Here is a 21274-nt window from a genome sequence, read left to right as displayed (position 1 = left end):
GAATATTGTGTATTTTTTTGTTTGAAGTGTTAAAAAGAAAGGGGAATTTTTATGATAGAAACATGGCATAAAGAATTGGAAAGTTTATATAACCAAATGGTTTCGTGGCGAAGAGATTTTCATCAATACCCAGAGCTATCGTTTCAAGAAATAGAAACACCGAAAAAAATAGCTGAAATCTTAAAAAGTTTTCATATTGATGTGAAAACAGATGTCGGGGGAAGAGGGGTAATCGGCGTAATTGAAGGTGGAATACCTGGGAAGACGATCGCGTTGCGTGCTGATTTTGATGGACTACCTATTCAAGATGAAAAGCAAGTTTCATATAAATCAAAGATTCCTGGCGTAATGCACGCTTGTGGCCATGATGGACATACAGCAACACTTTTAGGAGTCGCAAAAATATTAAGTGAAAACAGAGACCAACTTTCAGGAAAAATAGTCCTTATTCATCAACATGCAGAAGAGAAAGAACCTGGTGGGGCAATTGCTATGATTGAGGATGGTTGTTTAGAAGGAGTAGATGTTGTTTTTGGCACACATTTATCTTCTCAAATGCCTGTAGGAATTGTTGGGGCGAAAGCTGGAGCAATGATGGCCGCAGCTGATACTTTTGAAGTGAAGATTCAAGGGAGAGGCGGTCACGGCGGTATGCCGCATCATACTGTAGATGCCATTATCGTTGCAACACAAGTTATTAATCAATTGCAACTTTTAGTTAGTAGAAAAGTAGATCCGTTGCAATCTGCTGTATTAACAGTTGGTACATTCCATGCTGGTCAAGCAGATAATATTATTGCGGATACTGCTACATTTACAGGGACAATTCGGACGTTAAATCCTGAAGTGAGAGAATTTATGGAGAAGGAATTTAAACGAGTTGTTGAGGGGATTTGTCAGTCTCTTCATGCTGAAGTTAATATTCAATATAAACGCGGTTATCCAATATTAATAAATCATTTAGATGAAACGAGTCATTTTATGGAGATTGCGAAACGTGATCTTGGAAGAGACAGAGTTATTGAAGTACCACCGATTATGGGTGGAGAAGATTTTGCATATTATTTAGAACATGTTCCAGGAGCATTTTTCTTTACAGGTGCGGGTAATGAAGAAATAGGAGCAACATACCAACATCATCATCCTCAATTTGATTTTGATGAACGTGCGATGTTGGTTGGTGGGAAGTTACTTTTAAGTCTCGTAAATAGTTATTTGAGAGATGGAAAAGAATCTCTTAAAACTTTAGATGTGAATACGACAAAGTAATTTGCATAAATAAAAAACAACAATAGGTTATTTGACACTCCCACCCTTAAAGGGGCAAGTTGACTAATGTCAGTGGGATTCTTGTTACCAAAGGAGAAGTCTATTTCTGGTATCGCTGACGTGCAAGATTGCGGTGTGCCATCACCACTCTCACGACAGACCATATAGGTTCGTGAGCTAGGTACTATCAGCATACCGTACAGATTCGTGTTCCGATGTTTTAGCGCCTTGTTCTTGACGTCACATATTATTTTACCTATAGCATGAATTCGGCTATCGAACTTCCTATGATATCTTGTTTTCGAAGAATGGTATATCCAATCATTGCTAGAAAAGATTCATATATAAGTAAAGAAACAAGTAATTACTATTAGCATAGTGAAAATAAACTTTTTTCTTGACTTTTTATATGAAGGAGAGCAAAATGATAAAAAAGGAAGGGGGGATGACGATGGAAGAGTACGTATTAGAGCTGTATAACCTGTTATATACGACAGAATGGCAAGATATTGTTTCGTTTCTCGGGATAGTATTTTGTATGAAGATTGTAATCGTATATATGGAAGAGCAAGGTATGTTCTATTCCTTCTCATCTCCGTTCGATTTGCAAAGAGAGCCGTTACCAAACTATGCCAATATAAATGATAAACAAATTCCTTTTGTTATATTCTTTATGATTCGTTTTATAACAGCGATTGTGAAGAGGAAAGAAAGTGATGAAGAAGAGTGCCACTTAACTTGTAAGATAGCTAACGTTTTTTAAGCTAAATACAAGGAGGAGATTTATATGTGGTTTCGATTTCTTATGATTGGTTTCTTTTCATTAACAGCAATTTCACTAATGGGATATCAAGTGTCTGAAATATATCAAGCGTATAGCAATACGTTTTTTAACAAAAACTAATTGCATTGCTATTTAAATAATAAAGCGATAAAATCCTTCTTAAGAAGTTTTATTAAGAAGGATTTTTTCTTTGCCTTGTCTTGCTGTGTCAAACTATTGTCACATTTACACTGTGAATAATATGTTAAAATAGTGAGGTTACGTATACATATTTGAAGGAAGAGGGAGTGACCATTTTGGTGGATCAATCAACAAATCAGAAAAGCTATGCTCCTATTGTGATAACGCTTTCTGTAATTGTAAATGCGATTATATTATTTTTGTTCTTTGGACCTGTTGGCTATGAAGGAGAAGTACATTTTGATGTAACAATTTTACCAATGTTAAATGCAATCTTTAATAGTTTTACGTTTGTATTTTTATTAGCAGCTTTATTCTCTATTATTAAAAAGAATGTGAAAATGCACCGTGGTTTTATCCTGGCAGCATTTACAACGACTTTACTATTTTGTGTTTCGTATTTATCGTACCATTACTTAGCACCAGCAACACATTTCGGTGGAGAAGGATTCATTAAATATGTGTATTTCATCATTTTAATTACACATATTATCCTTGCGGCGATTATTGTACCACTTGCATTGTTCGCACTAGTATTTGGTTTTACGAATCAATTAACACGTCACCGTAAAATTGTACGTTGGACGATGCCGATTTGGTTATATGTAAGTTTATCTGGTGTTATTGTTTACTTAATGATCTCGCCTTATTATCAATAAAAAATCTCAGCCTTTAAGGCTGGGATTTTTTTGTTAAGCAAATTTGTTTGTGAAATTAAAAAAGTGTGGTATACAAAAGTATAGTTGCTTTTCATATGGAAGGGATGGTAAAGGTATATGCAAAATTTTGTATTTCGTAATCCAACAAAACTTATTTTTGGTAAAGGACAATTAGAGCAGTTAAAAACTGAAATTCCACAGTTCGGTAAAAAAGTTCTTCTCGTATATGGAGGAGGAAGTATTAAAAGAAACGGTATTTATGATAATGTAATTTCTATTTTAAAGGATATAAATGCGGAAGTGTTTGAGTTGACGGGTGTTGAACCGAATCCTCGTTTATCAACAGTAAAGAAAGGGATTCAAATTTGTAAAGACAATGGAGTCGAATTTATTTTAGCGGTTGGCGGAGGAAGTGTAATCGACTGTACGAAAGCGATTGCTGCTGGTAGTAAATATGATGGAGATGTATGGGATATTGTAACGAAAAAATCATTTGCTAGCGAGGCGTTACCGTTCGGTACTGTACTCACTCTTGCGGCAACAGGTTCTGAAATGAATGCAGGCTCTGTAATTACAAACTGGGAAACGAATGAAAAGTACGGCTGGGGCAGTCCAGTTACATTCCCTCAGTTTTCAATCTTAGATCCAGTTCATACTGCGTCTGTACCGAAAGATCAAACAATTTACGGTATGGTAGATATTATGTCACACGTATTAGAACAATATTTCCATCATGGAACAAATACAGAACTACAAGATCGTTATTGTGAATCTGTTTTAAGAACAGTCATTGAAACAGCTCCTAAGCTTTTAAGTAATTTAGAAAATTATGAGCATAGGGAAACAATATTATATTGCGGAACGATGGCGTTAAACGGCATTTTAGCGATGGGAGTAAGAGGAGATTGGGCAACTCATAATATTGAGCATGCAGTTTCTGCTGTTCATGATATACCACATGGGGGTGGCCTTGCGATTTTATTCCCGAACTGGATGAAGCATGTTGTAGATGAAAATATAAGTCGTTTTAAACAGTTCGCTATTCGTGTATTCGATGTAGAAACAGATGGGAAGACCGATAAAGAGATTGCATTAGAGGGAATTGAGGCATTACGTCAATTTTGGACTTCGATTGAAGCGCCAGTAACATTAGCTGATTACGCTATTAGAGAAAGTGAAATTGACTTAATGGCGGATAAAGCGATGGCTTATGGTGAATTCGGTAACTTTAAAAAATTAAATAAAGATGATGTTCTTGCAATTTATAAAGCTTCTTTATAAGTGAAGCGAGAGAAGAAACCTATTTGATTGTTGTATCAAATAGGTTTCTTTTTTGTTGTTTATAACCGAATGTGATTGTTAATGATTATTTTTGGTTGTTTGTGGTTGAATTTTGTGATCGTTTTCATTATACTGTAATCAAAGAAGAGGTGAAGAAGATGTTAACTCCTGAACGTCATCAAATGATACTACAACTTGTAAAAGAACAAAAAGTGGTTAAATTACAGCAATTAGTGGAAAGAACAGAAAGCTCTGAGTCGACAATTCGTCGTGATTTAGCACAATTGGAAAAACAAAGGTTATTAAAAAGAGTTCATGGTGGTGCCTCTGTTTTAACAGGAAAAGGACAGGAGCCCACGATGATTGAAAAATCATCCAAAAACATTCAAATAAAACAACAAATTGCCAAGTATGCGGCTAGTATTGTTGAACAAGGGGATTGCGTTTATTTAGATGCAGGAAGTACAACATTTGAAATGATTCCATTTTTAATAAACAAAGATGTTACTGTCGTAACGAATGGACTTATGCATATTGAAGCCTTAGTTGAAAATAATATTTGTGCGTATTTATTAGGCGGGATGATGAAGGGTAGGACGAAAGCTTTAATTGGTGCTATGGCACAGGAAAGTATGCAGAAGTATCGTTTTGATAAATGTTTTTTAGGAGCTAATGGTGTACATGAACAGTTAGGGTATACAACGCCAGATCCAGAAGAAGCACTCTTGAAACAAATGGCATTAACATTAGCGAACGAAGGGTATTTCTTAATTGATGAAAGTAAATTTTCAGAAGTTGCGTTTGCGAAAATTGCAAATGTTGAAGATGCAAGCATTATTACAAACCATTTAGAAATTGATTTAGAAAAATATAAAAGACAAACCAATGTAATTGAGGCTGATAAACAATGATCTATACAGTTACTTTAAACCCATCTATTGATTATGTAGTACAAGTTAATTCTTTCGATTTAGGAACAGTAAACCGAGCAGAGAAAGATATGAAGTTTCCTGGAGGAAAAGGGATTAATGTTTCTCGTGTTCTTCATCGTTTAGGTGTTGAAAATGTAGCGCTTGGATTTACGGGTGGATTTACTGGTCAATTTATTAAAGATGTATTGCATGGTGAAGGTGTAACAACGAACTTCGTCCAAGTAGATGGAGATTCTCGAATTAATGTGAAAATAAAAGGGCAAGAAGAAACAGAGTTAAATGGACAAGGTCCTATTGTGACAAATGAGCAATTTGAACAATTGATGAAAAAAATCGAAAGTATGCAATCTGGAGATTGTGTTGTACTAGCTGGAAGTGTACCTTCTTCTATTCCAACTACCTTTTATGAATCAATCGCAGCGTTTGGAGCCGAAAAAGGTATTCGTGTAGTAGTAGATGCAAGTGGAAGTGCACTGCAGTATGTAACTAAAAATAAGCCATTTTTAATAAAGCCAAATCATCATGAACTTGGTGAGTTATTCGGAGTGGAGCTTTCAACAGTAGAAGCCATTTTACCGTATGGAAGAAAATTAATCGAACAAGGTGTAGAGCACGTTATCGTATCAATGGCAGGAGATGGAGCTTTATTATTTACGACAGAAGGTATATATGAAGCAACTGTTCCAAAAGGTGTTGTAATTAATTCAGTTGGGGCAGGAGATTCCCTTGTTGCAGGATTTGTAGGTAAATATGAACAGACAAAAGATATTGAAAAAGCATTTCAATATGGTGTTGCAACGGGGAGTGCAACAGCATTTTCAGCAGATTTATGTACAAAGGAAAAAGTAGAAGAATTGTTGTCGCAAGTAGTTGTAGTTAAGCGATAGGGGGAAGCAACATATGAAAATTACAGAACTATTAAAAAGGGATACAGTCATTATGAATATGACAGCTTCAAATAAAGAAGCTGTCATAGATGAATTAGTTGAGAAATTAAATGGTGCTAATCGTTTAAATAATAAAGCTGAATTTAAAGAAGCTATTTTAAAGCGGGAGTCACAAAGTACAACAGGAATTGGTGAAGGTATTGCTATACCTCATGCGAAGACGAAAGCTGTTAAGCAACCAGCAATTTGTTTTGGTAGAAGTGTAAGCGGTATCAACTATGAATCGCTTGACGGACAGCCTGCACATTTATTCTTTATGATTGCTGCAAGTGAAGGGGCGAATAATACTCATTTAGAAACGTTGTCGCGTCTATCTACATTATTAATGGATGAAGGTTTTCGTAAACAATTATTAGAAGCAAAGGATGAAGAGGAACTTCTTCGTTTATTTGATGAAAAAGAGAATGAAAAAGAAGAAGAAGTTGAAGTAGCAAAGCCAGAAGGGAATGAACCGTACGTATTAGCTGTTACAGCTTGTCCAACTGGTATCGCTCACACATATATGGCTGCGGATAGTTTAAAAGCAAAAGCAGCAGAGTTAGGTATAGCCATTAAAGTTGAAACGAACGGATCAACAGGTATAAAGAATGGTTTAACGAAAGAGGATATTGAACGTGCAACAGCGATTATCGTTGCGGCAGATAAACAAGTAGAAATGAACCGTTTTGCTGGAAAACATGTCATTCAAGTGCCGGTCGCTGATGGCATTAGAAAAACTGAAATCCTTCTTAATCGAGCTGTAAAACAAGATGCACCAATCTTTAAGGGTGTAAAAAAGGATGGGAAGGCAGAAAGTGTAGAGAGAGAAAAAGGGCTGGGAATTTATAAGCATTTAATGAGCGGTGTAAGTAATATGCTTCCATTCGTTGTTGGTGGCGGGATTTTAATCGCGCTAGCGTTTATGTTCGGTGGAATTAAGGCAAAAGGTCCTATTGCTGAAATATTAATGGCTATTGGCGGTGGAGAAACAGGTGCGTTTTTATTCCTTGTACCAATTTTAGCTGGATTTATCGCAAGCTCTATTGCTGATCGTCCTGGTTTTATGCCTGGTGTTGTTGGTGGATTTTTAGCAGCACAAGCGAATGCTGGATTTTTAGGTGGATTAATTGCTGGTTTCTTAGCTGGATATGTTGTTTTAGGGTTGAAAAGATTATTTTCAGGATTACCAGTACAGTTAGAAGGAATTAAACCTGTTTTGTTATATCCAGTCTTTGGATTGTTGATTACAGGAGTTGTTATGCAAAAAGTAGTAAACCCGCCTGTAGTAGCATTAAATGAAATGTTAACAGGATGGTTAAATGGTTTGAGTGGTACAAATGCTATATTATTAGGCCTTATTTTAGGTGGTATGATGGCAATTGATATGGGGGGTCCAATTAATAAAGCGGCATTTACATTTGGTATTGCTGCCATAGAAGCACAGAATTTTGGAGTGCACTCAGCAGTTATGGCTGGTGGTATGGTACCACCACTTGCGATTGCATTAGCAACCACATTCTTTAAAACAAAATTTACAGAAGCGGAACGTAAATCTGGTTTAACAAATTATATTATGGGAGCTTCGTTTATTACAGAAGGTGCGATTCCATTTGCAGCTGCCGATCCAGTTCGAGTAATAGTAAGTTGTGTTGTTGGTTCAAGTATCGCGGGTGCCTTATCTATGTTATTCCAAATTACATTGCCGGCACCGCATGGTGGATTGTTTGTTATCGCATTAGTGAATAAACCGTTGCTATACATTTTCTCTATATTAATTGGGACGATTGTTTCAGCTATTATGATAGGTGTTTGGAAGAAGAAAGTTAAATAAAAGATAAAAAGGGACAGCTAATAGGAGTTGTTCCTTTTTCATTACAAAAAGTAATTTAATAATTGGATTATGATGGATTTTGGTAAAAGATGTAATGAAAAGTGATTTTTTTGTAACAAAAAAGTAATACTGTAATTTTTTCTGGAAAAAAATTCTTATACTAATTTGTGAGAAATATATGAAAACTATTGCTAATTTTGGTAGAAATGCAATTCTTTAATATGGAAATTTATGTTACAAATCATTAATCGTTTATTACGAATGCTTTGTAATTGTGTGATTTTCGAAATTCTACAAAAAACTGTTGCTATAATGAGAACACGAAAACAAAGCAAATGGAGGCTATTCATGAAAAAATTATTAGGTATAGCAACAGCAGCAGTTTTTGGTCTTGGGATTTTTGCAGGTTCTGCTAAAGCGGAAACGATTGTAACAACAGATGTATTAAACGTTAGAGAAAACCCAACTGTAGAATCAAAGCTTGTAGGTAAAATGTTAAGTGGAAATAAATTAGATGTTATAAATACAGAAAACGGATGGTCCAAAATTAAATTAGATGGCAAAGAAGCGTTTGTAAGTGCTGAGTTTACGAAAAGTTCTTATTATGTAACAGCAAATGTATTAAACGTTCGTGCTGGAGCGAATACTGATTCAGAAATTCTTGGTACGCTTAAAAAAGATGACTTGATTGAAACGACAAATCAAGTACAAAACGAATGGTTACAATTCGAATATGGTGGGAAAGCGGCGTATGTTCACGTACCATTTTTAACAGGTACAGCACCTGTTATTGAAAGAAAAGAAGTTCCAGCTCAAGATGAAGCACCAACTAAGGTGAAAACGGCGGTTAAAAATGATGCATCAGTTAAGGAGAAAACTCCGGCTAAAAATGATACGGCAGTTAACGGAAAAGAATCTGTTAAAAGTGGGGCATCAAGTAAACCAGTAGCACAAGCGAAGCCGGCAGCTAAGCCAGTGGCGAAATCTACTGAAACAAGTGCACCTGCTGGTCGTGAAATAACAGTAGAAGCGACAGCTTACACAGCTAATCCGAGTGAAAATGGCACATATGGTGGTCGTGTGTTAACTGCGATGGGGCATGATTTAACAGCAAATCCAAATATGAAAGTTATTGCTGTTGATCCGAAAGTAATTCCTCTAGGATCAAAAGTGTGGGTGGAAGGATATGGAGAAGCAATTGCTGGAGATACTGGTGGCGCGATTAAAGGAAACCGTATTGACGTTTTAGTTGGTTCAGATAGCACTGCTGATAGTTGGGGTCGTAAATCCGTTAAAGTGAAAGTTATAAAATAATGTATTAAAATAAAAAACGGCTGCTTGAAAATGTCTAAGCGGCCGCTTTTTTTATAAGAATTATTGAAAAGGGTAAATTGTTTTACCTGTAATAATTTTATACGCGGTGCAAAATTGAGTTTGCATATACTCTGTATTTTTATTTTCTGGATGTAACGCTGTTTCTTGAAGAGTAGAATGAAAGGAACGTAGTAAACAATTTAGTGCGAAATATAATTCTTCTTGTGAACAATTTTGTTCTTTTGTAGCGGTAGCTAAAATAAGGTCTTTTATTAATAATGGAAAATCGATAGTCGCTTGTTTCATAGTCACTGCACCCTCTCCCGAGCTATTTTTTATCATGTATATGCAGAATTGGACAAGCTATGCTCTTTTTTTATGTATAATTTCATGTACTAGATTCAAAGAACTTGCAATCATGCCGTTAAAATTGGTAAGATTGGGTATAATCAATAGATGGAGTATATTACATAAAGAGAGTTGAATGATATGGGAGAAGTGCAACGTGAAAAAGTTGCTGTCATCATTGGGCCAACTGCTGTCGGGAAGACGAAATTAAGTATCGATCTTGCAAAAGCGTTGAATGGTGAGATTATTAGTGGTGATTCCATGCAAATTTATCGTACGATGGATATCGGGACTGCAAAGGTGACGACAGATGAGATGGACGGAATTCCGCATTATATGATTGATATAAAAGATCCGGAAGATTCATTTTCTGTGGCGGAATTTCAAGAACGTGTCCGTAAGTGCATTCGAGAAATTACTGAGCGCGGGAAATTACCAATTATTGTTGGTGGAACCGGTCTCTATATACAATCTGTTCTATTCGATTACCAGTTTACAGATGAGGCTGGGGACGCTACATACCGAGAACAGATGGAAAAATTAGCATTAGAACGCGGTGTGGAATATATACATAAAAAGTTGCAAGAAGTAGATCCAGAAAGTGCGGAGCGTATTCATGCCAATAATGTAAGGCGTGTTATTCGGGCGTTAGAAATTTTTCACACGACGGGTGAAAAAATGAGTAACCAGCTCGAAAAACAAGAAAATGAGTTACTGTACGATGTTTCATTAATTGGCTTGACAATGGATCGAGAAATGCTATACGATCGCATTAACTTACGTGTTAACCTAATGATTGAACAAGGTTTATTAGAAGAAGTAAAAGGTCTACATGAAAGAGGAGTGCGAGATTGTCAATCTATTCAAGCGATTGGTTATAAAGAGATATATGATTATTTTGAGAATCGTGTATCTTTAGAAGAAGCGGTATCACAATTAAAGACGAATTCACGCCGTTATGCAAAACGTCAATTAACGTGGTTCCGTAATAAGATGGATGTCGCGTGGTTCGATGTTACTGATGGTGAAAAAACGTCAGAAATTTTACGATACATAGAAGGAAAGCTACAACTAAAGTCGAATAATAGTAAGTAGAGAAAAAGAGGAGGATTCGACATGAAGCAATCAATCAATATTCAAGATCAGTTTTTAAATCAACTCCGTAAAGAGAATACGTTCGTTACGCTGTACTTATTAAATGGTTTCCAGCTTCGTGGATTAATTAAAGGATTTGATAATTTTACAGTCCTGCTGGAAACAGAAGGTAAGCAACAGCTTATTTATAAACATGCAATTTCTACATTTGTACCACAAAAAAATGTTTCGATTGAATTAGAGTAGTAATGAATTATTGTACATAACAAAAAAAGAGCGAGTTTTTGAAGTGACCCCTAAAAGTTAGACACGGTTATTTCATTAGGCAGCTTGATAAAAGTGAGTCCGGTATTGTACCGGGCTCATTTTTAATTTTGCCTTTATCCGTTTCGTATTATAATAATCTATATATTTTTCTAATTCTATTTTAAAATGCTCTACACTTTCAAACTCTTTTATGTAGAGGAATTCCGACTTCATGATCCCAAAGAAATTCTCCATTACTGCGTTGTCATAACAGTTTCCTTTTCGAGACATACTCTGCACAATACCTCTTGATTCAAGTGTACGGACATATTGTTTCATTTGATAATGCCACCCTTGATCTGAATGTATCAATAGTTGGTGATTTTCAGGTAAACGTTCTAATGCTTTCTCTAACATTTCTGAAACAAGTGAATACGTCGGTCTAGAGCCAATTGTATATGTAATAATTTCACCATTATACAAGTCTAATACAGGTGATAAATAAAGTTTCTCTCCAAACAATTTAAACTCTGTGATGTCTGTTACCCATTTTTGATTCGGTGCATCTGCATGAAAACTGCGCGCTAAAATATTTGGTGCAATTTTACCGAATTTCCCCTTATAAGACTTATATTTTTTCATACGCACAACACACTTTAATCCAAGCTCTTTCATAATGCGCTGAACCTTCTTGTGATTTACTTTCTGACCACGATTCGTCAACTCATCACGAATGCGACGGTAGCCATAACGACCTTCATTTTCCTCATAAATCGCTTTAATTTCGGCTTTCAAATCGGCATCTAAATCCGGACGATTCATTTTCTTTACTAAATCATAATACGTGCTTCGTGGAATATCAGCTAGCTCCACGAGTGCCTTCACCGAATATTTATGCCTTAATTCATAGACTACTTGCGCTTTGTCTTGTTTAGTGACTTTTCCTTGTTTTGAACTAAGGCATTCAACTTTTTTAAGTACTCATTTTCCATTTCAAGCTGTTTAATACGTGCTTCAAGTGCTTCGACTGAACCTTCAACTGGTGCTTGTTTTGATTGTTTATTTGACTCTTTTTTCATGGATGGACGCCCCTTTTTCTTTGATTGAAGGGCATCGATTCCTTGTGTTTCGAGTTGTTTTTTCCAAACAATAATCGTTGAAGGGGCAGGAATGTTAAAGATAGCTGCCGTTTCAAATAAGGACGTACCGTTTTCAATCATATAATTTAGTACGTCTAGTTTAAATTGTTGTGTGTAATTTGTATACCGTTTTAGAAAAGCTTCCACACCATTTTGCTTATATTGGTTTACCCAATTCAAAATTACTGTGTCCCTTATACCGATCGCTTTACCAATTTCTCGATAACTTTCATTTCCGTTCAAATAACGTAGAACGATATGTATTTTTTCATCAGCTGTAAATTTAGCCATAGAAAAACTGCACCTCCAATTGTTAGACTGTGTCTAACAATTGGGGTGCAGTTCATTCTCGCTCTTTTTTTATTTGTCATAAACAATAAATAGTGAAATTTAAGCGATTCTAAATACAGTAAGTCGGATGTTAGTGTTGCCTGTTTCGGGAATTGTAATTTCGCTAAGGGTAGATTTGACAGAAATATTTGTGCCAGCTACTAACGTTTCAATTGTAGTAAATGAAAGTGAGTCGCCTATTAGATTTGAAGAGAAGTTGTCAGTTGCGACTGCTCCATTTATTGAAATTCCTACTCCGAGCGGAGCACATCCTGGTGCAGTTGTAGAGATGGATACGCTAATTACATAAATACCAGCGTTGATAACAGTAACTGTATCTGTGCCGTTGAAGATAATATTGTTTGCGTTAAATACTGTATGAAAAATGAAGTTGTTAAATTGGAGTACAGTTTGTTGAATGTTGTTTGTTACAACAATTGTTGCTACTGGGAAGGCAATTCCAGTCGGTCCAGTTGGTCCAGTAACTCCGATACCCGTAGCGCCCGTGTTACCTTGAGGACCAGTCGGCCCCGTAGGTCCAGTTGGTCCACCAGAAGGTCCAGTCGGTCCAGTAACTCCGATACCCGTAGCGCCGGTGTTGCCTCGAGGTCCAGTGGCGCCAGTAGCGCCCGTATTACCTTGAGGTCCAGTGGCACCAGTAGCACCGGTGTTGCCTCGAGGTCCAGTGGCACCGGTAGCGCCCGTGTTGCCCTGAGCACCCGTATTACCTTGAGGTCCAGTAGCACCCGTATTACCTTGAGGTCCAGTGGCACCAGTAGCACCGGTGTTGCCTCGAGGTCCAGTGGCACCGGTAGCGCCCGTGTTGCCCTGAGCACCCGTATTACCTTGAGGTCCAGTAGCACCCGTATTACCTTGAGGTCCAGTGGCACCAGTAGCACCGGTGTTGCCTCGAGGTCCAGTGGCACCGGTAGCGCCCGTGTTGCCCTGAGCACCCGTATTACCTTGAGGTCCAGTAGCACCCGTATTACCTTGAGGTCCAGTGGCACCAGTAGCACCGGTGTTGCCTCGAGGTCCAGTGGCACCAGTAGCACCGGTGTTGCCTCGAGGTCCAGTGGCACCAGTAGCACCGGTGTTGCCTCGAGGTCCAGTGGCACCAGTAGCACCGGTGTTGCCTCGAGGTCCAGTGGCGCCAGTAGCACCGGTGTTGCCTCGAGGTCCAGTGGCACCAGTAGCACCGGTGTTGCCTCGAGGTCCAGTGGCGCCAGTAGCGCCGGTGTTACCTCGAGGTCCAGTGGCACCAGTAGCGCCGGTGTTGCCTCGAGGTCCAGTGGCGCCAGTAGCACCGGTGTTGCCCCGAGGTCCAGTGGCACCGGTAGCGCCCGTTTACCTTGAGGCCCAGTAGCACCAGTGTTGCCTCGAGGTCCAGTGGCGCCAGTAGCGCCCGTATTACCTTGAGGCCCAGTAGCACCGGTGTTGCCTCGAGGTCCAGTAGCACCAGTAGCACCGGTGTTGCCTCGAGGCCCAGTGGCGCCAGTAGCGCCCGTATTACCTTGAGGCCCAGTAGCACCAGTGTTGCCTCGAGGTCCAGTGGCGCCAGTAGCGCCCGTATTACCTTGAGGCCCAGTAGCACCGGTGTTGCCTCGAGGTCCAGTAGCACCGGTGTTGCCTCGAGGTCCAGTAGCACCAGTAGCACCAGTAGCACCGGTGTTGCCTCGAGGCCCAGTGGCGCCAGTAGCGCCCGTATTACCTTGAGGTCCAGTAGCACCGGTGTTGCCTCGAGGTCCAGTAGCACCAGTAGCACCAGTAGCACCGGTGTTGCCTCGAGGCCCAGTGGCGCCAGTAGCGCCCGTATTACCTTGAGGTCCAGTAGCACCGGTGTTGCCTCGAGGTCCAGTGGCGCCAGTAGCGCCCGTATTACCTTGAGGTCCAGTGGCACCAGTAGCACCGGTGTTGCCTCGAGGTCCAGTAGCGCCCGTATTACCTTGAGGTCCAGTGGCACCAGTAGCACCGGTGTTGCCTCGAGGTCCAGTGGCGCCAGTAGCACCGGTGTTGCCTCGAGGTCCAGTGGCACCAGTAGCACCGGTGTTGCCTCGAGGTCCAGTGGCGCCAGTAGCGCCGGTGTTACCTCGAGGTCCAGTGGCACCAGTAGCGCCGGTGTTGCCTCGAGGTCCAGTGGCGCCAGTAGCACCGGTGTTGCCCCGAGGTCCAGTGGCACCGGTAGCGCCGGTGTTGCCTCGAGGTCCAGTGGCGCCAGTAGCGCCGGTGTTGCCCCGAGGTCCAGTGGCGCCAGTAGCGCCGGTGTTGCCCCGAGGTCCAGTGGCACCGGTAGCGCCGGTGTTGCCTCGAGGTCCAGTGGCGCCAGTAGCGCCGGTGTTGCCCCGAGGTCCAGTGGCACCGGTAGCGCCGGTGTTGCCTCGAGGTCCAGTGGCGCCAGTAGCGCCGGTGTTACCTCGAGGTCCAGTGGCACCAGTAGCACCGGTGTTGCCTCGAGGTCCAGTGGCACCAGTAGCACCGGTGTTGCCTCGAGGTCCAGTGGCGCCAGTAGCGCCCGTATTACCTTGAGGCCCAGTAGCACCGGTGTTGCCTCGAGGTCCAGTGGCACCAGTAGCACCGGTGTTGCCTCGAGGTCCAGTAGCGCCCGTATTACCTTGAGGTCCAGTGGCACCAGTAGCACCGGTGTTGCCTCGAGGTCCGGTAGGTCCAGTAGGTCCTTGACCGAACGAAGCTGAATTAACTAGAGCGGTTTGTAATTCTGCTATTAATTTAAGAAGCTCTTGAAGCGTGCAAGGGTCAATTCGGAATAGTTTGGTAATGTATAGTAAATAATTAATTAGGTTTTGAAGTTCAATAAATACAGCACTTGCTACGAAGGTCGGATTTTTTAATATAGTTATTAAGTTTTTGATAATGGCGAATCCTTGTGCTTTCAGAGCGGAAGTAGCGTCTAGTAAACAAATGAATTTGCTTAGTAGGTGCAATGTATCTATTAGATCTTCTATGTTTTTTGGGGATGGATTGGCGAAAAGTTTAGGGATTATTTTTATTAAATCGTTAATGATTGCGCGGAATATTCTAATTTGTGCTTTAGTAATTGGTATCGTTGGAGTAGTTGGGATTCGTCCAGCACTAGTTGGAAAGCATGGCTTGGTGTATTTATTTTGATTGTCGTTAAAATGAGACATTAAATCTCTCCTTTCTAATGAGGATGTAAACGAAACTCATCATAGTAGATGCAGGGAGTAGTTAAATGGTCATAGTAAAATTGATTATTTCGAGAAAAAATAAAAAAACGCCTTATTATAGGGCGTTTTTTTTATTTTCAGCGTATTGATAATATCGCTTTAGTGAAATTTTTGATTTGAAGCCAACTAATTTTATGATCTCTGGCTCTGGGGTTTGTTTTTTTATTAGGCGTAAAATAAACGTGTTCCGGAAATGCTGTCCAGAAATGCCTTTACGTAAATTCGCTCTTGCTACTTCAAGTCGAATCATCTTTTGGATAGCGATTTCTGTTAGTGCTTTTGGTGCGTCGTTTTCATATACCCATCTGTATGTTCCGCGGTTAAAATCGAATGCGACAAACAACGGGTCATTACTATGGTATTTAGGACGAACTGGTTCTGGAATACTTTTATAATATGTGTACAGTTGTTTTTTGTCTTCGGTTGCTAAGGGGATTGTTCTTTCTACTCCTGCGGTTGCCGGAATAGAAAGTGTATTAGTTTCAAAATGAACGTGATGCATAGTTAATGCTGTAAGCTCTTGTAAGGATAGTCCGTAGTCGATTAATAGACTTAAAATGGCAATATTACGATCCATTAATAATGGACGAACAGGACGTTGTTTTTCTGAAAGTCCTTCTAATGAAGTGACTATATACTTTAATCTTTTTTCTTCCTCGCATGAAATGAAATCTTCATTACGCAATGCACGGTTTGGTTGAATAGTAATTTCCATATTCTTTAATGGATTTGGAATGTTAAGAAAATGATGCATTCTATTTAATACAATAAATACACGATGCATTGTTTTCTCAGAGTAGTGTCGATTCTTTTTTAAGTCTGAAAAGTAATCTTCATAGTCTTTTGTACAAAGTGTTGCCCATATATTACTGGAAGGGAGCTTTTTGTTTTTTTCTAACCAATGTCCAAAATCTTCAATGTCATAAACATAACGTTTAATGGTTGAAGACTTTCGGCCTTTATTCAATAAAAAAATAGAAAAGGCTTGTATTGTATCATGGAATTCCGTTGTTTCCATAGTCCCACCACCTTGATTATTTCTTATATTATAGCAAACTTTTCTGAAAATAGGCATTTGCAAGAGGGACTGGAATAATAATATTTGGTGAGTGGATAAAATGAGGTGATTGTATGGAACAATCGATGCGTAAGAAAAATAACAATCAAATTAATATTGTATTAAACCATCGAAAGAAAATTTCGTTACCGGCATCAGAAAATAAAACGGTAATTTCAAGTGAAACCACTACTAAACATGAGATGTTGCAGAGAATTGAAGAAGAGATGGGAAAACTTGTTGGGATGGATGATATAAAAAAGATAATAAAAGAAATTTATGCTTGGATTTATGTAAACAAAAAAAGGCAAGAGGTGGGGTTGAAGTCTGAGAAGCAAGTGCTTCACATGTTATTTAGGGGGAATCCGGGTACTGGGAAGACAACCGTTGCTAGAATGATAGGGAAATTGTTGTTTGAGATGAATATTTTATCGAAGGGGCATTTAGTTGAAGCTGAACGTGCTGATCTTGTAGGTGAGTATATCGGTCATACAGCGCAGAAGACAAGAGATTTAATAAAGAAGGCTATGGGAGGGATTTTATTTATTGATGAGGCGTATTCATTAGCGCGGGGTGGAGAGAAGGATTTTGGGAAGGAAGCTATTGATACACTTGTGAAGCATATGGAAGATAAGCAGCACGGTTTTGTATTAATTTTAGCTGGATATTCAAGAGAGATGAATCATTTTCTTTCATTAAATCCAGGATTACAATCTCGTTTTCCGTTTATTATTGAATTTGCGGATTACTCGGTAAATCAGTTGTTGGAAATTGGAAAGAGAATGTATGAAGAACGTGAATATCAGTTATCGAAAGAAGCAGAGTGGAAATTTAGAGATCATTTACATGCGGTCAAGTATTCGTCACAAATTACATCATTTAGTAATGGGCGATACGTACGGAATATTGTTGAAAAATCAATTCGCACACAAGCTATGCGATTGTTACAAGAGGATACGTATGATAAATATGATTTAATTGGGATATCAAGTATGGATTTGATGCTTGAAGAGGAGACGCACAGTACGTAAACTGTGCGTCTGTTTTTTGATGTATAAGTACGTTACTCTTTTTTCGCTTTTTCTTGGTAAGATTTATGGAAGCGTTCCATTTTAGCGCTTTTTTCGTGTGCTGAATTAGGATCGTGTGTAATTTGGTCTACTGAGCTTTTTTGAGCACCTTTATTAACATGGTTTGTCATTTGTATTCACCTCGCTTTAAAAGTTAGTATGAACATTATGTAAAGAAAAACTCGTTAGAAAAGAAAAACCTCTTTACGATATGTAAAGAGGTTAGAGCGCTATTTATGCATTGAACGTTCCTTTGTATCAATACGTCTATGCGGTAAATGCCATTTGTAATGAATAGAAATCATGCGGAAGCAAACAATTAAAATGAATAAGGTGTATAGAGCCCAATCGCTAACGATAATTTTAGCGCCAATTAAGAACCCTGCTAAAATCGTCCAAAACGCATATACGTCAGCTCGAAGGACAAGAGGTTTTCTGCGAGCTAAAAGGTCGCGAATAATACCGCCGCCGATGCCTGTTAAAACAGCAGCTACGATTGTAGCGCTGATTGGTAAATCTAGTTTTTGAGCATATAGTGCTCCTTGTACAGCGAATGCTGATAAACCGATGGCGTCCGTGATGTTTTCCCACTTTTTCCAATGTCTAATTAATTTATTTGGAAAAAGAAAAATAATCGTCATTGATAATAGTGCGATTTGGAATAACATGTCTTGTTGCCAAAATGCGACGATTGGATAACCGATTAATAAATTACGAAGGGCACCTCCCCCAAATGCGGTTGCCATTCCTAAAATATATACCCCGAAAATATCATAATCTTCTTCCATTGCAACAATGGCTCCGCTTAGTGCGAAGGCGATTGTGCCTATGATGCTAAAAATCTCCCATGCCATGAATTTTCTCCCCCGCTAACTAGATGAAATATGCTTCCTCTGCTATTATATTAGAAGGTTTAAATTTCGAAAAGGATGAGTGAACATATTTGATGGAAGAAAAAGAAAAAGTCATATTAGTTGGCTGTCAATTGTCGCAAGATGATGATGAAAAATTTATGCATTCCATGAAAGAGCTGGCATCGCTAGCAAAGACTGCGCGAGCGGAAGTGTTAGTATCAACGACGCAAAAGCGTCCGAAGTTTCATCCTGCAACTTATATAGGAAAAGGTAAACTAGAAGAGCTTGCTGCGATGACGGAAGAGTTAGAGCCGGCTGTTATTGTTTTTAATAATGAGTTAACACCAAGTCAAATTCGGAATTTATCTTCAGTATTAGATGCGAGAGTGATTGACCGAACGCAGTTAATACTAGATATTTTTGCGCAACGTGCGAAATCGAGAGAGGGTAAGCTTCAAGTAGAGTTAGCTCAGTTGCAATATACAATGCCGCGCCTTATGGGGCAAGGTTTGTCTTTATCACGTCTTGGTGGTGGAATTGGTACGAGAGGGCCGGGAGAGACGAAGCTCGAAACGGACCGTCGTCATATTCGATCACGTATTGATGAAATAAAGAAGCAACTTGCGGTTGTTGTAGAACATCGGAAAAGATATCGTGAGAGAAGGAAAGATAATAAAGTATTTCAAGTTGCGTTAATTGGGTATACAAATGCAGGGAAATCTACGTTGTTTAATAGATTAACGGAAGCTGATACGTTTGAAGAAAACTTATTGTTTGCAACGCTAGATCCGACGACAAGAAAGATGCCATTACCTTCTGGGTATACAGTGCTTTTGACTGATACGGTTGGTTTTATACAAGATTTACCTACGTCACTAATTGCTGCTTTTCGATCTACGTTAGAAGAAGCTGGGGAAGCGGATGTTATTTTACATGTTGTTGATTCAGCAGATCCTAATTATGTAGGGCATGAGCAGACAGTAAAACAATTATTGTCAGACCTTGAAATTAATCATATTCCTATTATTACGTTATATAATAAAAAAGATAAATTGCATCAAAACTTCATTCCATTTCCGAAAAGTGATTTCTTAATGACTAGTGCTTTTGAAGAAAGTGATTTACTGTGTATAAAAGAAGCGATAGGAATGAAGATGAAGGAAGAAATGGATGATTATCAAGTGGAAATTCCTCCGAGTGAAGGTAGGTTGTTAACGCTTTTAAAGACGGAAACGTTATTAACTAAAATGGAGTTTCTAGAAGATAAATTTGTATATGATTGTACAGGATATATATTTGCTCATTCATCGCTTAATGGGCAATTAAAGAGATTTTTAGTGGAAGAAGGAGAAAATAATAATGTTTGATCGTTTGAAAAATGGAGAAAAAATTGCTCCAATCGTAAAAGAAGTAGAAAGTCAAATTATAGAAGTGCATAAATGTGTGGATGAAGTAATTGAGAGTAATCAATTTCGTGTGCTAGAAAGTTTTCGTAAACATAAAATTAGTGATTCGCATTTTATTCCGACGACAGGTTATGGGTATGATGATATTGGTCGTGACACGTTAGAGAAAGTGTATGCGGATGTATTTGGAGCGGAAGCGGGTCTTGTTCGTCCTCAAATTATTTCGGGTACTCATGCAATTTCAACAGCTTTATTTGGTATTTTACGTCCGGGAGATGAGTTACTATACATAACGGGGAAACCGTATGATACGTTAGAAGAAATCGTTGGTGTGCGCGGAAAAGGTGTAGGCTCATTTAAAGAATATAATATTGGTTATAACGCAGTTCCGTTAACTGAAGAGGGATTTGTGGACTTTGAAGCTGTTGCAGCTGCGATCCGTAGTAACACGAAGATGATTGGTATTCAACGTTCAAAAGGATATGCTACTCGTCCGTCGTTTACAGTTTCACAAATTAAAGAGATGATTGCGTTTGTTAAAGAGATTAAACCTGATGTTATTGTATTTGTAGATAACTGCTATGGCGAATTTATTGAAGAAAACGAGCCATGTCATGTTGGTGCGGACTTAATGGCAGGTTCTCTTATTAAGAATCCTGGCGGGGGAATTGTTAAAACGGGTGGTTACATTGTCGGTAAAGAACAGTATGTTGAAGCGTGTGCATATCGTCTAACATCTCCAGGGATTGGTGCGGAGGCAGGGGCATCTTTATACAGTCTGCAAGAAATGTATCAAGGTTTCTTCTTAGCGCCGCATGTTGCGGGTCAAGCGCTGAAAGGTGCTATTTTTACGGCGGCATTTTTAGAGAAATTAGGGATGAATACATCACCGGCATGGAATGCACCAAGAACGGATTTAATTCAATCTGTTCAATTTGACGATAAAGATCGTATGATTGCATTCTGTCAAGCGATTCAATATGCATCTCCAATTAATTCTCATTTCACTCCGTATGCAAACTATATGCCGGGATATGAAGATGATGTAATTATGGCTGCTGGGACATTTATTCAAGGTGCAAGTATCGAATTATCTGCGGATGGTCCGATTCGTCCTCCATATGTTGCATACGTACAAGGTGGATTGACGTATTCTCATGTGAAAATTGCGATTTGTTCTGCAATTGATGCGTTAATTGAAAAAAATCTATTAACAATTTCTTAAAGGGAAGCTGTCGATTTCGACAGCTTTTTTTCGTGTGAAAGTAATGATTTGTACCATTAGAAAAAAGAATGAAAAAATTTATAAAAAAACCATGTAAGAAAAGCTAACATCTATTGACACTAAAC

The 21274-nt window shown here is 38.9% G+C and carries 18 protein-coding genes and 1 pseudogene; 13 read left to right on the top strand and 6 right to left on the bottom strand.

The features are described 5' to 3' along the window. Positions 1 to 51 precede the first annotated feature (51 nt). From MHI07_RS16910 to entD, 8 genes are all read left to right on the top strand, one after another. The gene (locus MHI07_RS16910; RefSeq protein WP_215557355.1) at positions 52 to 1269 is read left to right on the top strand and encodes a M20 metallopeptidase family protein; all 1218 of its coding nucleotides are present in this window, start codon (positions 52 to 54) and stop codon (positions 1267 to 1269) included. A gap of 424 nt (positions 1270 to 1693) precedes the next feature. Continuing rightward, complete coding sequence (locus MHI07_RS16905) at positions 1694 to 2032, top strand: hypothetical protein (RefSeq protein WP_002160823.1); 339 nt, start codon at positions 1694 to 1696, stop codon at positions 2030 to 2032. Positions 2033 to 2349: 317 nt separating this feature from the next. Then, the gene (locus tag MHI07_RS16900; RefSeq protein ID WP_000228315.1) at positions 2350 to 2892 is read left to right on the top strand and encodes a DUF420 domain-containing protein; all 543 of its coding nucleotides are present in this window, start codon (positions 2350 to 2352) and stop codon (positions 2890 to 2892) included. Between the two features lie 117 nt (positions 2893 to 3009). After that, positions 3010 to 4173, top strand: a complete 1164-nt coding sequence (locus MHI07_RS16895) for an iron-containing alcohol dehydrogenase (RefSeq protein WP_088079157.1) — start codon at positions 3010 to 3012, stop codon at positions 4171 to 4173. 158 nt (positions 4174 to 4331) lie between these two features. Beyond that, complete coding sequence (locus tag MHI07_RS16890) at positions 4332 to 5084, top strand: DeoR/GlpR family DNA-binding transcription regulator (protein ID WP_078180973.1); 753 nt, start codon at positions 4332 to 4334, stop codon at positions 5082 to 5084. Further along, positions 5081 to 5992 carry a 1-phosphofructokinase gene (pfkB, locus tag MHI07_RS16885; RefSeq protein ID WP_340825259.1) on the top strand — a complete coding sequence of 304 codons (912 nt, stop codon included), beginning with the start codon at positions 5081 to 5083 and terminating at the stop codon, positions 5990 to 5992. Before MHI07_RS16890 ends, pfkB begins: the two co-directional genes overlap by 4 nt. Positions 5993 to 6005: 13 nt before the next feature. Next, positions 6006 to 7862: a PTS fructose transporter subunit IIABC gene (locus MHI07_RS16880; RefSeq protein WP_002160826.1), complete on the top strand. Its 1857-nt coding sequence runs from the start codon at positions 6006 to 6008 to the stop codon at positions 7860 to 7862. Positions 7863 to 8210: 348 nt separating this feature from the next. Next, positions 8211 to 9176 (top strand): cell wall-binding protein EntD, encoded by a 966-nt coding sequence (entD, locus tag MHI07_RS16875; protein WP_078172986.1) that lies wholly within the window; start codon positions 8211 to 8213, stop codon positions 9174 to 9176. Positions 9177 to 9236: 60 nt separating this feature from the next. On the opposite strand, the gene MHI07_RS16870 is transcribed toward entD, so the two are convergent. Continuing rightward, the gene (locus MHI07_RS16870; RefSeq protein ID WP_002199601.1) at positions 9237 to 9482 is read right to left on the bottom strand and encodes a hypothetical protein; all 246 of its coding nucleotides are present in this window, start codon (positions 9480 to 9482) and stop codon (positions 9237 to 9239) included. A gap of 183 nt (positions 9483 to 9665) precedes the next feature. On the opposite strand from MHI07_RS16870, the gene miaA reads away from it, so the two are divergent. Both miaA and hfq read left to right on the top strand, forming a co-directional pair. Beyond that, positions 9666 to 10619, top strand: a complete 954-nt coding sequence (gene miaA / locus MHI07_RS16865) for a tRNA (adenosine(37)-N6)-dimethylallyltransferase MiaA (protein ID WP_002111263.1) — start codon at positions 9666 to 9668, stop codon at positions 10617 to 10619. 21 nt (positions 10620 to 10640) lie between these two features. Continuing rightward, positions 10641 to 10865: an RNA chaperone Hfq gene (gene hfq / locus MHI07_RS16860; RefSeq protein ID WP_000813896.1), complete on the top strand. Its 225-nt coding sequence runs from the start codon at positions 10641 to 10643 to the stop codon at positions 10863 to 10865. Positions 10866 to 10940: 75 nt separating this feature from the next. Here hfq and MHI07_RS16855 read toward each other — a convergent pair. The 3 genes and pseudogenes from MHI07_RS16855 to MHI07_RS16845 form a co-directional block, all read right to left on the bottom strand. Continuing rightward, positions 10941 to 12295, bottom strand: a protein-coding gene (locus tag MHI07_RS16855) for an IS3 family transposase (protein WP_215579378.1) whose coding sequence is annotated in 2 segments (ribosomal slippage) — positions 10941 to 11842 and positions 11842 to 12295 — 1356 coding nt in all. Because the reading frame shifts where the segments join, the coding sequence is not laid out codon by codon here. Positions 12296 to 12394: 99 nt separating this feature from the next. Beyond that, positions 12395 to 15477: pseudogene (locus MHI07_RS16850) on the bottom strand (Gly-Xaa-Xaa repeat protein). A 115-nt stretch (positions 15478 to 15592) separates the two neighbouring features. Beyond that, complete coding sequence (locus tag MHI07_RS16845) at positions 15593 to 16555, bottom strand: tyrosine-type recombinase/integrase (protein WP_016105898.1); 963 nt, start codon at positions 16553 to 16555, stop codon at positions 15593 to 15595. A gap of 113 nt (positions 16556 to 16668) precedes the next feature. On the opposite strand from MHI07_RS16845, the gene spoVK reads away from it, so the two are divergent. Then, positions 16669 to 17625, top strand: a complete 957-nt coding sequence (gene spoVK / locus MHI07_RS16840; protein ID WP_002111259.1) for a stage V sporulation protein K — start codon at positions 16669 to 16671, stop codon at positions 17623 to 17625. 32 nt (positions 17626 to 17657) lie between these two features. Here spoVK and MHI07_RS16835 read toward each other — a convergent pair whose 3' ends face one another. Together MHI07_RS16835 and MHI07_RS16830 are read right to left on the bottom strand one after the other, a co-directional pair. After that, positions 17658 to 17795 carry a hypothetical protein gene (locus MHI07_RS16835; protein WP_002111258.1) on the bottom strand — a complete coding sequence of 46 codons (138 nt, stop codon included), beginning with the start codon at positions 17793 to 17795 and terminating at the stop codon, positions 17658 to 17660. Between the two features lie 99 nt (positions 17796 to 17894). Continuing rightward, positions 17895 to 18518, bottom strand: a complete 624-nt coding sequence (locus MHI07_RS16830) for a trimeric intracellular cation channel family protein (protein ID WP_002111257.1) — start codon at positions 18516 to 18518, stop codon at positions 17895 to 17897. Between the two features lie 92 nt (positions 18519 to 18610). Between MHI07_RS16830 and hflX the strand changes: the two genes are divergently transcribed. Next, complete coding sequence (hflX, locus tag MHI07_RS16825; protein WP_215579374.1) at positions 18611 to 19885, top strand: GTPase HflX; 1275 nt, start codon at positions 18611 to 18613, stop codon at positions 19883 to 19885. After that, positions 19878 to 21149: a methionine gamma-lyase family protein gene (locus MHI07_RS16820; RefSeq protein ID WP_016105895.1), complete on the top strand. Its 1272-nt coding sequence runs from the start codon at positions 19878 to 19880 to the stop codon at positions 21147 to 21149. The genes hflX and MHI07_RS16820 overlap by 8 nt, the downstream gene beginning before the upstream one ends. Positions 21150 to 21274 lie beyond the last annotated feature (125 nt).

The sequence above is a fragment of the Bacillus sp. FSL H8-0545 genome (assembly GCF_038006105.1).
Lineage (GTDB): Bacteria > Bacillota > Bacilli > Bacillales > Bacillaceae_G > Bacillus_A > Bacillus_A cereus_U.
Note: the sequence above shows the minus strand (reverse complement) of the source record. Positions and strands in the feature narration are given on the sequence as shown.